11 protein-coding genes are annotated in these 14,636 nt (G+C 69.1%); 5 read left to right on the top strand and 6 right to left on the bottom strand.

Translation table 11 applies throughout. The features are described from left to right. Positions 1-9: 9 nt before the first annotated feature. The 4 genes from IU449_RS16650 to IU449_RS16635 form a co-directional block, all read right to left on the bottom strand. Positions 10-525 carry a YbaB/EbfC family nucleoid-associated protein gene (locus tag IU449_RS16650; protein ID WP_195002977.1) on the bottom strand — a complete coding sequence of 172 codons (516 nt, stop codon included), beginning with the start codon at positions 523-525 and terminating at the stop codon, positions 10-12. Between the two features lie 14 nt (positions 526-539). Then, entirely contained in the window at positions 540-851 is a 312-nt protein-coding gene (locus IU449_RS16645) for a hypothetical protein (protein ID WP_195002976.1), read from the bottom strand. A 119-nt stretch (positions 852-970) separates the two neighbouring features. Continuing rightward, complete coding sequence (locus tag IU449_RS16640) at positions 971-1,768, bottom strand: ESX secretion-associated protein EspG (protein WP_195002975.1); 798 nt, start codon at positions 1,766-1,768, stop codon at positions 971-973. Continuing rightward, entirely contained in the window at positions 1,768-3,798 is a 2,031-nt protein-coding gene (locus IU449_RS16635) for a hypothetical protein (RefSeq protein ID WP_195002974.1), read from the bottom strand. The genes IU449_RS16640 and IU449_RS16635 overlap by 1 nt, the downstream gene beginning before the upstream one ends. 229 nt (positions 3,799-4,027) lie before the next feature. Between IU449_RS16635 and dtd the strand changes: the two genes are divergently transcribed. The 3 genes from dtd to IU449_RS16620 all read left to right on the top strand — a co-directional run bounded on the left by dtd (position 4,028) and on the right by IU449_RS16620 (position 5,490). Continuing rightward, a complete protein-coding gene (gene dtd, locus IU449_RS16630; RefSeq protein WP_195002973.1) occupies positions 4,028-4,459 on the top strand; it encodes a D-aminoacyl-tRNA deacylase in 432 nt (143 codons plus the stop codon). A 179-nt stretch (positions 4,460-4,638) separates the two neighbouring features. Then, the gene (locus IU449_RS16625) at positions 4,639-4,944 is read left to right on the top strand and encodes a PE domain-containing protein (protein ID WP_195002972.1); all 306 of its coding nucleotides are present in this window, start codon (positions 4,639-4,641) and stop codon (positions 4,942-4,944) included. Between the two features lie 15 nt (positions 4,945-4,959). Further along, positions 4,960-5,490, top strand: coding sequence for a YbaB/EbfC family nucleoid-associated protein (locus IU449_RS16620; RefSeq protein ID WP_195002971.1), 531 nt, complete (start codon positions 4,960-4,962; stop codon positions 5,488-5,490). Positions 5,491-5,496: 6 nt separating this feature from the next. Here IU449_RS16620 and IU449_RS16615 read toward each other — a convergent pair whose 3' ends face one another. Both IU449_RS16615 and IU449_RS16610 read right to left on the bottom strand, forming a co-directional pair. Beyond that, a complete protein-coding gene (locus IU449_RS16615) occupies positions 5,497-6,051 on the bottom strand; it encodes a hypothetical protein (protein ID WP_195002970.1) in 555 nt (184 codons plus the stop codon). An 11-nt stretch (positions 6,052-6,062) separates the two neighbouring features. Next, positions 6,063-6,740, bottom strand: a complete 678-nt coding sequence (locus IU449_RS16610) for a hypothetical protein (protein WP_195002969.1) — start codon at positions 6,738-6,740, stop codon at positions 6,063-6,065. Positions 6,741-7,055: 315 nt separating this feature from the next. On the opposite strand from IU449_RS16610, the gene IU449_RS16605 reads away from it, so the two are divergent. Together IU449_RS16605 and IU449_RS16600 are read left to right on the top strand one after the other, a co-directional pair. Further along, positions 7,056-14,270: a hypothetical protein gene (locus IU449_RS16605; protein WP_195002968.1), complete on the top strand. Its 7,215-nt coding sequence runs from the start codon at positions 7,056-7,058 to the stop codon at positions 14,268-14,270. Continuing rightward, complete coding sequence (locus IU449_RS16600; protein WP_195002967.1) at positions 14,267-14,635, top strand: toxin-antitoxin system YwqK family antitoxin; 369 nt, start codon at positions 14,267-14,269, stop codon at positions 14,633-14,635. The genes IU449_RS16605 and IU449_RS16600 overlap by 4 nt, the downstream gene beginning before the upstream one ends. Position 14,636: the final 1 nt, after the last annotated feature.

Below are 14,636 nucleotides of genomic sequence, written 5' to 3'. Positions count from 1 at the left end.
CTACCACGGTCACCAACCGGAATCGGTGACTCCGCGGTCGCGCTCCACCAGATCGACGGCCTCGACATCGGTGAATCGCATATCCGTCGACTCCTCGCCGAATCCGATCGCCGACCGTTCCCCGGCCGTCGGCGGCGCCGTCGAGACGACCGGTGGGACAGGCACATCGGCGCCGAGATCGGGCATGCCCTCGATCAGATCGGAGAGTTTGGGCAAACGCGCGCGACGGTCCCGCAGCGTGGACATGAGTTCCTGGCCGCGCCGGGCGACGTCGGCCGCCGCCTGTTGCGCGGCTTCGGTGACCGCCTTGGCGATGTCGGGATAGGTCAACTCCTCGACGGCCGAGCCGAATTTGGTCTCGATCACCACACCGTCGGCGTTGACCGTGACCGTGACCTGCTTGCGGACCGTGGCGGTGGCCGTCAGCTGGGCGCGGTCCCGCTGGACGCGCGCGATCATCCTCATCTGCTGTTGGACCTCGTCCAGCACCGACAGCATCTCGGCCTTCGCGAACTCGTTGGTCATCTCCGCGAACCGCTCTACACCGTGTACTGGTCGCCGTTGCCGCGTTCCATCTTGCGCAACTCCCGAGCGGCATCGGTCTGCGTCTTGCTGAAGTTGCCGAAGCTGATCGCCATGTTCCCGGCGCTCTTCTCCAGGTTCTCCTTCGACTTGACGTACCCCTGGTCACCTTCGGCGAACTGCTTGCCCAGCTTGTCGTTTCCCCACGGCTCACCGCGTGCGGCGAGCGAGGCCGCGAGGGTGCTCAGCACACCGTTGATCCGATCGCGGACTTCACCGGTCGCCTGCGCCGCTTTGTCGAGCAGCGGCGGATAGTTCTCGACTGTCATGCCCTCGACTCCTCGGCGCTCGCACTGATGCCTCGAGGGTGCCGGTGACGGGCAACCGAGTGGTATCGACAACGTGAACGCAGGGTGCCGTGCTATTTACAGTCGGGCACGCATGGCGATCAGATCTGCATCTCCCAATGACTCTCGGTGCGCGCCAGCATGTCCTCGATGGCGTCGTCGACCTTCTTGGTCAGCCATTTGCGCCCGATTCCGACGGCAATCGGTGTGACAGCGGGCAACTCGATGACGTATCGACCGTCGCCAGGGAGATCCCGCCACACGAGAATGTGCTCGACGAGACCGCGCGGTCCGTACATGGAGTGGCCCTGGTGCACGGTGATCGCGCCGGTCCGGGTGGCCGGGGTGTCGAAAAACTCTCTGCTGCGACTCATTCCGGGTTCGTCGGCGGTCTCGGTGACCAGCGAACGTGGACGCCCGTACTCCTCGCCGACATCCACCTGGTCGGTGACGATGGGAATCGTTCCGGCGCGACCGGCCTCGACCCCTGGCGGAAGCAGTTTCACGATCGCCTCCGCCAAGCCGCGAGGACCGCAGTCCACGACGGTGTAACCGCCACTGTGGCCGATGGTTTCACCGGGCTTCTGGATGACCAGATACCCGTGCGCGCCGGTGCGCCCGGCACGTGCGCGCACCCACAGCTTCGGATCGTCGCGCCCGCGGTCGTACCAGCTGAGTACCCGGACGGAGACCTCGGGACGGACCAATACCCGAGTCATCTCGGCGAACTTCGGGTCGCCCGTGGCCCGCAACCGCTCCCAGGTCGAGATCTTCTGACGTTCGTAGTCGTCGGCGGTCTCGGCGCGGCCCTGGTAGGTCAGCGGCGGCGGGATATGGCTGTCGGCGTGGCGTTCACAGAGCACCCGGAATTCCAGGTCGGTCAGTTCCCAGCTGTGCATCAGGACTGGACCGCCGGGCGGGCCTCATCGAGCGGCTCGTCACCTTCCACCCATTGCTCTGTGCCGAAGTCGATGTGCCGGACCAACGGTTCCGAACCGGTGGATCGCGCGATCACGCCCGGCACGACGCCGCCGCTCTCGGACTCCGACGACACCCCCGCACCCCAGGAGGCATCCGACAGCGTGACACCGGCGTCGTCATCGGCACCCGGTGCCGAAAAGTACTCGTCGGGAGCCGAGAAGAGCTTCAGCGGAACATCCGGCAGGGCAGCGCGCGGGATCAGGCTCGCATGCTCGCCCTCCGGGGTGTAGCCGGCGGACGCCCCGGCCCCTGCCCGCACCTCGTTCGACTCTGCCGCAAGCGAATTCGCTTGTGCAGCGATCGCTTCCTCGGGTATTCCGATCACCTCGGCAAGCGGGCGCAACTCCGGGTGCTCGGCGATCAGCCGCGCGATCTCCGGCGATTCGACCAAGGCGGCGCGCAGGTCCGGCATCTTCTCCAAGAGCCCCCGAAGCGGTGCGAGGTCGAGGCCACCGGAGACAGGCTGCAGTTTCTGCAGCGACTCGAGCAGCGCGGGCACCGCCTGCGTCAGCGCGGGCACCGCCGAGGACAGCGCGCTCATCAGCGAACCAAGCATCTGCGCGGCATTCTGGCCGGCGCCGCTGTCCTGCGAACCGGGAGCAGGTGAGCCACTCACCGGCGAGGTCGGGCTACCCGCGCCATTCGGCGAATTCCCGGCCCCCGGGGCGCCGGCTCCAGGGGTCTGGTTGTTCTTCGGGTCGTTCTGGTTGTTCTTCGGGTCGCTCGGGTCGCCCTTCGGCTCTTTCTTGTTCTGCGGATCGTCCTTGGTGGGCACGGGTGTGCTCCCAGGAGCCAGGTTCTGCTTGGGATCACCCTGGTTCGGGCCCGAGCCCGGACCCGAGCCCGGGCCGCTCCCCGGGCCCCCGTTCGAGTTCGGATCGCCCTTCGAGGTCGGGTCCTTTTTCGAACCGTCGTCATCTCGACGCGGGTCCGGCGGCTTGGGTGGCTCACCGGGGACCGGCGGGGCTGCCACATGCGGAAACTGTTTTTCGGATGCGCGCGCACCTGTTCCGTAGTACTTGTCGAAGTCATCTCGACGGTGGTCCAAGTCCGCCCCACACGGCTCTTCGGCCTCGGTCGGCATGTTCAATCTGGTCAGGTCCAGCCAGTCAGCGGTGTATTCATAATTCAATTCCAGGGAGCGGGCGGCGTCGCTGAGCGCCAGCACCGTCGCGGCATACTTGCCGATCGCCGCGAGAGCCTGGTCGCCGCCTTCGCTTTCCCAACTGTCGGCGGTGATCTGCCGAAGGCCGTCCATGAGCTGAGTGGCTTCGCTGTTGGCGCGCTCGGCGATCTCTCCCCATACGGGGGCCCTGACCATGAATTCTTCGGCCTCGATATTCTGGCCGACCTTGTACAGGTCATTCCAACTCAACGTTTCGCCCGCTTCCGGCCGGGCGGCGATGGGCACTGCCGTACCGAGCTGGACGCCCTCGGGTTTGACGAGCCCTCCCGGGACTTTCAAGTCATGGTGACGCGAAGCATTGTTGGAGACGGGCGTCTTGTGATAAGTGCCGCTGCCGAGATCCCACTTGCCGTCCTTCTTGCCGGGCAGCTTCCAGGGAATGGACTCCGCAGCGGGGTCGGTCTTCACGTTTTTGAGAGCATCGAGAGTCTGCGCGGACTCCTGCTCCTTCTTCTTGTACAGATGGTCGGCGTTCCGGAAGAGCTCGATCAGATCCTGCAAAGTCTTGATGTGATTGCCGAGCTGTTCATAGAAATTGCCCGACGCCTCGTTGAAGGCGTAGGCGAGGCGGCCGCCCGAAGGAAGATCTCCGAATTCCTTCTGCGTCAGTTTGTCCATACCGACGCTGTCGAAGAGCGCCTTGTATCCCTTGAACGCGGCAATGGCCTCCGAGCAGGCGCGAGCGGCCGCGAGGGCGGCACCGGGAGCGACCTTGACCTTGCGCGATTTCGCCAACCCGGACCAGGCTGTGTTGTCTCCCACGCCGACACTCCTCGCTGTCTGCCACCGACCGCCCCGGCGCACCTTAAGCTCGATCGGTGACGAGTCTATGACATCAGGGTGAATCACCGCCCGAAGCCGCGTCGCCCGACCAGGCGAAAATCATTGCGCCCCTGCCTGGTACGAAGCCGGGGTCGCCAGGGCTCGACACCGGCGCGACCACTGCCGAACCTGTCGCCCGCTGGGCATCCGCGGATGCGAGGATCACCGCATGCGGGTACTCCTCCAGCGTGTCAGCTCCGCCCAGGTCACCGTCGACGGTGAGCTCGTCGGCCGGATCGAACCCGACCCACAGGGTCTCGTCGCGCTCGTCGGCGTCACGCACGCCGACACGGCCGACACCGCGCGAGCCCTGGCGGAGAAGTCGTGGCGGCTGCGCGTCCTGGACGGAGAGCGCTCGGCGGCGGAGACGAACGCACCGATCCTGGTCGTCAGCCAGTTCACCCTGTACGCCGACACCGCCAAGGGCCGCCGCCCGTCCTGGTCGGCCGCCGCGCCTGCGGCGGCGGCGGAACCTCTCGTCGATGCGTTCGCCCAGACCCTGCGCGAGCTGGGTGCCACCGTCGCCACCGGCCGATTCGGTGCGCACATGCGCATCGAGCTCGTCAACGACGGCCCGGTCACCGTCCTGCTGGAAGGGTGAGGCACGACCGTGGTCGAGCGACCACCGACACCCTCGGATGTCGAGTGAGGTCAGGCGCGCAGACGCCGCGATCCCGCTCTGACAGCGGATGTTCTCCTTGAGTTCACTTTTCGGCTGTGGCACAGTCAAGTGTTCACGTTTCGTCATCCGGCAGAGGCGATCCGGGAGGGGAGTCCACCATGAGCAGAGTTCGAGTGACCGCGGAGAGCGTGGCGAAGCTCGCGGGGGATGTGGAGGGCTTCGGCGGCCGACTGCGGCAGATCGCCGACGCGGCCGAAGCGGCACTCGCGCCACGGAGTTCGGCGTGGGGCGACGACAAGTTCGGTAGCAAGTTCGCCACCGAGGGCAAGTTCGACAAGAGCGCGACGACCATGCGCGACAACACCCGCAAGATCGCCGACACCTTCGACAACCTGGCCGAGGGGCTCGCCGATGCCGCGCGCGGGCTCCGGCGCGCCGAACGCGCCAGCACCTCGCAGTTCTAGATCGGGGCGGTGCGAATGCCGAACGAATTCGCCCGGCAGGCGACCTCCGACATCCTGGACGGGTTCGCCGCGCAGATGCGCGCCGTCGCGGCCGCGGCACAGCAGCGCGCCGAACTGACGGCGACGGCGTTCGCGCAGGGCAAGCGAGTCAAGGTCACCGTCAACGCCGATGGCGTCGTGCTGGAGACACGCTTCTCCGCCCACATCGGCGACCTCACCTACGACGAGATCGCGCGCGCGGTGACCGCCGCTGCCCAGGACGCGGCCGAGGAGGCGGCGAAGAAGGTGCAGGCGCTGGTGGCGCCGATCAACGATCAGCGCGCCCGCATGCCGAAGCTCTCGGAACTGATCGACGACCTGCCGGATCTCGAGTCGCAGCATCCGGACATCCCGCCCGCCTCCACGGTCCCGCTGAGCGCCAGGAAGCACGCCGTCGGCGACGCGGACTCCGCCGTCACCGAGCCGGACGCCACCGGAATCGAGTCGGCCGAGGAGTACCGGGCCCGGTGGGACGGCCGGGGCAGCGTCACCGACCAGGGCTGGTGAGGGCCTTCACCAGGCCGACAATGTCCGTGCGTAGTGGTCACGGATCGCCTCGAGCCGCGCGCGGGTGAACCTGCCGGGCTCCCGCTCGTACACCGAACGCCCGTCCATCGACGCGAACGCCGTCGCCGGGACAGCCTGCGCGGAGTCGGGCAGGAACTTCAGCACCTCCTCGACCGCGGCGAGCGCGGTCGCCAGCGTGTGCCGCCCCGTGCGTCGGCCGCGGTCGTCGAGGTTCGTGCCACGCTCGGGTACCTGGCGGGCACACTGGTCGGAATACCACAGCCATACACCGGGATCGAGAAGTTCGGACGGCTCGTCGGCGCCGAACCGCACAGTGTCCGCGGGGGGCGGCAGCACCTGGTCGGGAATGCGGAACTCGTACTGCCGAGGGGCGCCGCAGCCCGCGCAATCTCCGCTGTAGCGGCTGGCGAGTTCGCCGTCCACGGTGACCACGGCGCTGCGGAACGCGCAGTCGGCGGTCCCGCACACGTGACACGGCTGCAGCCGCAGGAAGAGCCTGGCCTCGGCGTTCGTCCTGGCCAGCGGAAGAGTCTGTGGCACCGCCACTCCCCTCACTTCGATCCGTCGGGTAGGTGAGCGTAGTTGGCTCGCTGCACCGGGGACAACCGCGCGACGGCGAGTTCACCGGCGCCCTCGCAGATCGGGCAGACGCGTCGATCGAAGCACTCCGGGCAACGGCGACGACCGTGCGGCTCGGCCGCGACCCATCCGCGGCCCTCGCACACCGGGCACCATCCCGCCCCGGCGCACTCGTAGCAGAGGACGTGACCGGGATCGACGGTGTCAGCGGTATGCGCCGGCGGACGGTGCCGGACCGGTGCGGGGTCGGAGAGCGCGATCGCGGCTGTTTCCCCGGTGTAGAGCACGACGGTCGACGTCGTCGAGAACCGCACGCGCACTTGCGATCCCGCGTTCGATCCGGTCACGATCACCCCGCCCGTGGACTCGTCCCGGTCCGTTTCCGGCACCTGCCATCCCGCGGCGGCCAGCGCGGCCGCGACGCGAGGCGCCAGGGTCTCCGGCGATAGCGCCGGGTCCCGTGATCCTCTGACCGTCAGGCTGTGCCGGTACCGCGGGGGCTCGTGCCAATCCGCCACTTCCGGCTCTGCGAGCGGTGGCATGTCGGCGAGCGCCTCCGGCGTACAGAGCGCGACGAGTTCGGCGATCCGCTCGCGCAGCTCGCCACCCCTGCGGTCCAACTCGGCCCGCGCAGCCGCTGTCTGTGCCATCGGTCCTCCGGATCTCGACGCTACCACCGACCGGCACGGGCGTCGTCGCCGCGGCAACCGGGTCACTGCGAGTATCGCTCGTGTTCCTGACCACCGTTGTTCGTATTGTCTTCACCGGGCTGTTGTGAAAAAGTCGTCAGTGCATCACCGATCGAAAGACGGGACGCGGCAGCGCTTTACGCGGCGGGCGAGCCGGCGTTCCGCGCGGATCGCGGGTCGGCGCGTCGAGCGAGGAGCTGAAGTGGGAGGGTTCACGCCATCGGCCGCTCGGTGCGATCACCGCTTCGCCCACCTCGGTGAAGGCTGAGGTCCGCTGTGGCGCTACCGTTTCCGGGCTGGGCCGAGCCGATCGAATGGCTCGTCGGCGCCGACTGGCCGCACGGCAACGAAGACCTCATGCGGGAGATGGGCCGCGACCTCGACGACGTCGCACAGGACATCCGCGCGCTCATACCGGATCTCGACGGCATCATCAGCGGCCTGAAGGAGATCTATCCGGAAGGCAGCGGCGGCGAGAAGATCGTCGCGTGGATGCAGCCTCTGCGCGACAGCGCCGACGGCGACCACGGCTCGCTGGAGAAGTTCGCGGCCAATTACGAACTGCTTTCCCGGTCGGCGGACTCCATGGGCGACCAACTCGAGGCCGCCAAGCTCAATTTCTACATCTCGTTCGCCTGGGTGCTCGCCGAGCTCGCCCTCGCCGCGATGAGCGGACCGGCCGGATGGCTGTCCACCACCGTGATCTACGGCACCGCGCGCGCCGCGTTCCGGGTGATCGCCAACACCCTGTTCGGACGGATCGCGGCGATCATCGCGCGGATCGCGGGCGGACGGATCAGCGAAGCACTGGTCAAACGCGTGCTGATGGAAGGTCTGCAGGAGGCGCTCGTCGAGACGTTGCAGGGCACCTCCCAGGAACTGCTGGTCCAGACCATCCAGAAACAGTCGGGCAATATCGACGGCTACGACTGGGACGCCGTCCGGAAGAACGCGGCCGTCTCCGCCGTGGCGGGCGGCGCGGGCGGACTCACCGGCGGACTGGCGGGCCTGCGCTTCGACACGAGGATGGGCGGCATGCAGGGCGCGCTGAACGGCGCCCTCGTGGGCGGGCTGGGCGGCTTGGGCGGCGCGGTGGCGGCCGGTCTGGTCACCGGTGAGTTCGATCCGCGCAGCCTCACCGGCGGCATCTTCTCCGGCGCGGGGCCGGGGGCCATTCGCGGGCTCCGCGGCAGCGGCACGGTCGCGGTGAACCTCGACCGGATGCCGACCGCCCCGACCGTCGACGGAGCGGTCCCCACGGTCGAGCCGATCACCGCGGACGACCCGGCCGCGGCCGGCACCGGCCCGGGACAGGCCGGTGACACAGACGCGTCCGCGAAGACTCCGCAGTCGACCCATCCGGCCGGTTCGACCGGCGATGCGGGCAACAGCCCCACCGATTCGCCCCAGGCGGGCGATCCCAGCGCTGCCCGCTCCACCGAGTCCGAGCCCGTGAACAACGCACCGCCCGCGGCGGACACCCGCAGGGACGGCGACGTCCAAGAGAGTGACGCCCGAGAGAGTTCCGAGGAATCAGGCGCACCGCGGGACACCACCGGGACCACTCAGGCGACCGACTCGCCGAACTCGGCGGGCACCACGCAATCCACCGGCGATACCGGACCGGCGGACCGAGCAGGTCAGGACAGGCCGAACACGGTCGATCCGGTGACCGACGCGCGTTCCGGCTCTCCCGATGCCAAGGCCGCCGACACGGTCGCTCCCGATTCGCGGGTCGCCGATTCGACGCCCCAGGCAACCGACTCCACCCCCCTGTCGGCCGACAGCCCGCCGGACACCACGCCTGCCTCGGCAAGCCCGAACGGTCAGACGCCGGGGGCTCTCGGATCGACCGCACCGGCCGGGCTCGCCGCGGCGGCTCCCGCGGCCCCGACATCGACGGCCTCGCCCGGCACGTCCGGCCCCGCCGCGGCGGGCACGCAGTCGTCCCCGTCCACCCCTACGGCCGGCACCGCGGCAGGGCCGACACCGCATGCCTCGTCCCCGGCTGCGCCGTCCACCCCGGGGTCCACCACGACACCGGGCTCGGCCGCCACGGGCTCGTCGACCCCGAATTCGTCGCCGTCCGCCCAGCCCACGCAGCAGGGTCAGCCCGAGTCCGGCCGGACATCCCGCCCGGACGGTGGCACACCGCTCGACGCGAAACCCGACGGATCCCGGCCACCCGTGAGCCCCGCACCGTCGCGCGCCGGCGTGGTCGACACCGCGACGACGTCTCCGTTCGCCGCCGCGCCGCAGGCCGTCTCGACCGGCATCGCGGTCGATCCGGCAGGCCCCTCGACCGCTACCGACTCGATGCCGGAGGCCGCCCTGGTCGCGCCGGTCGTGATGATCGCGGCGACCACAGGGGCACCGCGGACCTCGCCACGGATGCCCTGGGACGGCCGGGACATCGGGCAGCGAGGAGCGGCGAGCCCGGTCGGCGAGTTCCACGGCGACGCGCGACCGGCCGGTCAGCCGGATCTGGACATCGCCCAACTGCTGACCGCGATCAGCGAGAACCTGCTGCTGATCACCCCGGAGACCGTGTCCTGGAACCGGGACGGTGGCCACTTCGTCCTCGCCGACGGCCGCCGCATCCACCTGACCATCGCCCCGACGACGAACGGAGCGGTCGCGCAGTTCGGCCCCGCCTCGCACGGCGACGACTACGAGGTGCGTGTCTCCCCGCGCGCCCGCACCTCCGATGTGCCACGGGCGCTGGCGCACGAGCTCTCGGAGATCGCGCTCTCACTCGATCCGGACATCGACATCGACCCGGTCACCGAGACCCCGACCACGATGACGACCCATCTCGGGGGCCGATTCGCCGAACTCCGCGTGCTGCTCTCCCAGATCGACCGCGCCACTTTCGATCCCGCGCGCGCGGCCGAATTGCCGCTGCTGCGCCGCGACCTCGCGGATCTGTCCGCCCATCTCGGTCTCGACGACACGGCCGGGGGCCGGGTGCGTGAGCTCTTGCACGGCCACGATCCCCACCTCGCCCAGCGGTTCGACCTCGAGCAGGACAATCCGTTCGCCGCACGGCCTTCCATCGGTCCGGACGCCGACCTGTCCGCGGACACCGCTTCCTACGACGCGCAACTCGCAGAGCACCTCGACGGCGAGCACGCCGACAGCCTGCGGCGGATGGAGAACGCGGGCCTGCAGGGCCGAATCCGCGAAGAACTGGCCCGCCGCATCTTCGATCCGCTGTTCACCGGAGCGGACGCGAAAGCCGCGCGCGCGACGGTCCCCACCAAGAGCCTGCTCTCCGCCTTGGATCCGATCAACGCCGCGCTGAACGACACGACGACGACGGAAGCCCAGCGCGCTCGCGCCGTCGCCGCCGCGATCGACGGTTTTCGCGATGCCATGCCGCAGGCGTTCCGGGACGCGCTCGGCGACAACGGTTTCCAGCGTATGTACGACGCGGCGTCCGACCTGGCGAGCCATCCGCGACGCATCACCGCCGAACTGGAACAGAATGCCGGAACGGTCACCGTCGACGGTCGGCGCCTGTCGTTCGACGACTTCCTGCGCGAGGTCGACAACGCCAATCGCGGCGCGACCGCCCTGGGGGTGGACGTCGAGTACACCGTCGTCGTGCACGACCCGGTCGACGGCAGATCCGCGGTCGAGATCCTGCCCCGGCCCAGGCCCCAGCATCGGCTCCCGCTGCCGCAGAACGTGTTCGGCGAGGACGACCATCGCATCGAGCACCGGACCCGGCCCGCGGCGTCGGCGACCGCGGCGGGTGCGCACACCATCGACGTGGGTGTCGGCCGCAGCGCCTTCGGCGTGGAGATGACGCCCGCGGCGGATCGCGCCGCGGGCGGATTGATCATCAAGACCGAACTCGCTTCCGAGTTCCCGGTCGCCGCTCAGCGCCGTCGCGACCGCGGCATCCTCGACCCGGGACCGCTCACCGCACCGGGAACGGTGATGGTCTTCGGCGACCTGCTCTTCAACGGCGGCGCCCTCGTCCACGGCGGCGCGGGCACGGTGGGACGCATCTTCGTCAACAACGTCAGCGCGCACTTCACCGCGAGCCAGTACGACGCGCTCGCCGCCCAGTTGGTGCGGAGCCTGGCCCCCGGCGCGCGCATCGAACTGCAATGGGACACCAAGCCGGAGAGCGAGACAGGCTATGTCAACGACCGCGGCCACATCGACGGCGATCAGCTCTTCGCCGCGCTGCAGCGGCAGTTCCCCGACTCGGACGTGCCGTTCCGGGTGGAGGAGCGTTCGGAATTCCCGCCGCCGGGAAACTCCGATTACGACTACACCATCGACGCGGGCGGCAGCAATGTCCTGAACCGAGCGAAGATGGCCGAATTCTCCGCCCCGCGCCCGGATCACCGCATGGTGATCGTCTACGAGCCCGCCGGCACAGGGGTGCCGTCCGAGCATCGTGGCGCCGCCTCGGCGGTCGGCGACTTCCACGGCCACGCCCGCCCCGACGACCAACCCGACCTCACCGACCCCCAACTACACACCGAGATCGACAACAACCTCGACCTCATCGACCCCCTCCACGAAATCCGGACAGCGGAGCCCGGCCACTACGTCCTTCCCGACGGCACCCCGATCCGGGTGCGCGTCGCCCCCACCGCCGACAACGCCGTCGCGACTTTCGAACGCACCGACAACGGCTACGACGTGCTCGTCTCGCCCCGGGCCCGGACCGAGGACATCCCTCGCGCGATCGCCCATGAGGTCGCCGAGCTGATGCTGGCGCAACAACCGTCCATCGACATCGATCCGCTCAGCGAACGCCCGACAACGATGACCGCGCACCTGGGCGGCCGCTTCGCCGAATTGCGGGTGCTGCTCACCCAGATCGAACGAGCCGCGGCCGACCCCGCGTTCGAGAACCGGCTGCCCGGACTACGCCACGACCTGGCCGACCTGTCCGACAGGCTCGGCCTCTCCGGCCCCGAACGTTCCGCGGCCGCCGACATGCTGCTCACACGGTTCGATTCCGCTTTGGCGGAGCGGCTGCACACGGAGATCCCCTCGGACCCGGTGACCCCCGACCTGATCGAGCAGGTGCACGGGATTCCGAAACGGAATCAGGAGATCCTGTGGAACTACGCCAGACGCCACAACTTGGTGCTCTTCGTCCGGCCGACCAATCCCGACGCGGTCCGGCACCTGCTGCGCGGGGCGGTGCCCAAGCCGATGGCGATCAAGGACAAGACCGTCAACGACCTCGACATCGCCCTCGGCGCGAAGGATTGGTCGAAGGGCCTGGTCGGCCGGTTTCCGCCCGGATTCCTCAGGATGCCCGACACCACCGGAATGGAACAGTCCGAGATCGACGCACTGCGGAACCGCCTCGCCACCCGCGAGCAGGATTACGAACGCTATGCGCAGGCGATGGACCTCTACGCGGAGAAGGGCCGTTTCCGGACCACCGGGGACGGGGTGGTCGAGGCCTTCGTCGACGGCAGGTTCCGCCCGATCACCGGCGATCACGACCTGTTCGACATCCGCCGTCCCAGCGGTGATCCGCTGACCCCCGAGGAACTCGCCCGGCACGAGAAGGCGCTGATCGATCTGGGTGCCGGCGTACAGCACGGCCCACACGCGTACTGGGACCCGCCCGACACCTACCAGCGTGTCCGCAACTTCGAGTCGATCATCGCCTCGCATCAACCCGATCTCGACCCGCAGACGAAGAACGAGCCGCTGATCGTCTTCGCCCCGGACGCCGACCGGCCCGGCATGTCCTTCGCCGACCGCACCCCCGCCGCGATCGACCGCGTGATGACACCCTGGCATGTGCGCAGCGCCCTCGACAGCGTGCGCGGCGACACCGCCGCGCTGCGGGACCGCGTCGACGAACTCGCGCATCGACCCGACTTCGACCACCGCGACTACCAGACATGGATCGGCCCCGGGGCGCGCGTCCCGATCGCCATCGACATCGACGGCGACCTCGTGCCCTTCATGGCGATCGCGCGAGGCCCCGACGCCGACCCCGCGCTCGTGCGGACAGGAACACCCGCCCACGAACTCGCCACCATCCGCCGCAACGCGCAGCCGGACAGCACCCCGGCGCAGATCGTCCAGGCGGTCACCGACGCGCGCACCGCACCGCGGAACCTGCCGCAAGCCCGCGACACCGCTCATGCGCTGGAGATGGCTCGCGACCTCCTGTCTCGGGAGGACGGTGGCTTCGACCACGACCCAGCCGCTCGGGCCGCCTTGATCGAGGAACTCACCCGCGACACCGACACGTTCGACCCCGCGGCCCTTCGTGCGTGGTCCGGTGACGGCGCCCGTGTGGCGATCGTCGTCGACGCCGGTCATCGCCCCGTGGTGCGGATGGCGATCGTCGGGCCGGACGGTGATATCGGTTTCCACGACATCGGCACGCCGGCCCATCTGCTGTCGATCCTCCAGGAAAGCGAGAACACGGACGTACCGCTGAACCGGGAGCACCTCGGCGCGATCGCCGCGAACAGGTACCCGCGCGCCTACCTTCCCGCCGCCCGCGATCCCGAGCACGCGATCGAACTGGCCCGGTACATCCTCGGGCTCAACGAACCGCACGACCACATGGCCGTGCCCATCGACCCGGGCCCCAAGGTGATCGCCGACCTGAGCAACCACCCGGACGGGGTGACCAGGGACGCGGACGGCCTCATCACCCATATCGGCAACCGGCCGATCCAGGAAGTCGTCGACGCCATCGCCCACGACCGCGCGGACAAGTTCAGCGCGGCCCGGGCAACGCCCGCCGGCGAATCCGGCGCGCAGGCCACCGCACGGGTGAAGCGGTGGCAGGACAAGGGAATCCACGTCAATCACAAGTCCCACGGCAAGGTATCCGCCGTGGTCGCGGACCTGCGCACCGGCGTGGTCTTCGAGGGGTTCAACGGCCGCAACACCGACACGCTCACCATGGACGACACGCACCCCACGATCGAGCACAATGTCGACGCCATGCGGCGGCTGGGTCAGCTCATGCCCGACGGCGGCTACCCCCGCCTGGACCGCCGGGGCAATCCCGAGGGCGGCAGCGTCACCCGGCCCTACCCGCATTTCGACAGCCCCTATGGGCACGCCGAGGTCAAGGCCGCCAACGAAGCGCTCTGGGCTCGTGCGGCTCTCGGATACGACGACTCCCCCGCCGCGATGGCCGAACTCTACTCCCAGACCTATTCGCTGGTCCCGGAGAAGGACGCGGACGGCAACCCACTGCCGCTGACCCCGAAACCCTACTGCGCCAACTGTCACGGCGCGATGGGCTCAGCCACCAACCACAGCGGCCGATACCCGCGCTATCCACACGAGGACGACGAGATCACCGGGGCGTACACTCCATCCCCGGCGCATACCGGCCAGGATCCGCAGCCGGTCGGCTCGGACGCCGATGCGCCCGCGCGCACGACCCGTCACCCGGTGGGCGATCCCGCGCTCCAACGCCATCCGGTGGAAGACCCGGAACCCGAAGAGGAAGAAGAGGAGGAGCGCCGGTGACACGTATCGACCTGGATTCGGATCCCGTCGTCTACCGCAACGACGGGATCCTGGAATACGAGGGCGAGCCGTTCACCGGTGAGGTGGTCGAACAGCTCGGCGATCAGCTGATCGCCCAGCAGTTCTACGTCGACGGCATCCCACACGGCCCCGACCGCGAATGGTGGGTCGACGGTGGCCCGAAATCCGAAGGCGAAATCCGCCACGGCATGCCGACGGGCATCTACCGGGCGTGGCACCGCAACGGCCAACTCGCCGAAGAGCGGGAGTTCGCCGATGACGGCCGGGTGGCGGTGCTGCGCAGGTGGGACGAGGACGGCAACCCCATCGAAGTCGCCGGCCGCCGCGCTCGACCCGGTTCTTGAG

The organism is Nocardia higoensis, assembly GCF_015477835.1.
In the GTDB taxonomy this organism is placed as follows: domain Bacteria; phylum Actinomycetota; class Actinomycetes; order Mycobacteriales; family Mycobacteriaceae; genus Nocardia; species Nocardia higoensis_A.
This window is presented reverse-complemented; position numbering and strand designations above follow the sequence as displayed.

Excerpts from the sequence above, each read along its gene's own strand:
- IU449_RS16650 (WP_195002977.1), bottom strand. The coding sequence starts at position 525 with ATGACCAACGAGTTCGCGAAGGCCGAGATGCTGTCGGTGCTGGACGAG.
- IU449_RS16645 (WP_195002976.1), bottom strand. The coding sequence starts at position 851 with ATGACAGTCGAGAACTATCCGCCGCTGCTCGACAAAGCGGCGCAGGCG.
- IU449_RS16640 (WP_195002975.1), bottom strand. The coding sequence starts at position 1,768 with ATGCACAGCTGGGAACTGACCGACCTGGAATTCCGGGTGCTCTGTGAA.
- dtd (WP_195002973.1), top strand. The coding sequence starts at position 4,028 with ATGCGGGTACTCCTCCAGCGTGTCAGCTCCGCCCAGGTCACCGTCGAC.
- IU449_RS16625 (WP_195002972.1), top strand. The coding sequence starts at position 4,639 with ATGAGCAGAGTTCGAGTGACCGCGGAGAGCGTGGCGAAGCTCGCGGGG.
- IU449_RS16620 (WP_195002971.1), top strand. The coding sequence starts at position 4,960 with ATGCCGAACGAATTCGCCCGGCAGGCGACCTCCGACATCCTGGACGGG.
- IU449_RS16610 (WP_195002969.1), bottom strand. The coding sequence starts at position 6,740 with ATGGCACAGACAGCGGCTGCGCGGGCCGAGTTGGACCGCAGGGGTGGC.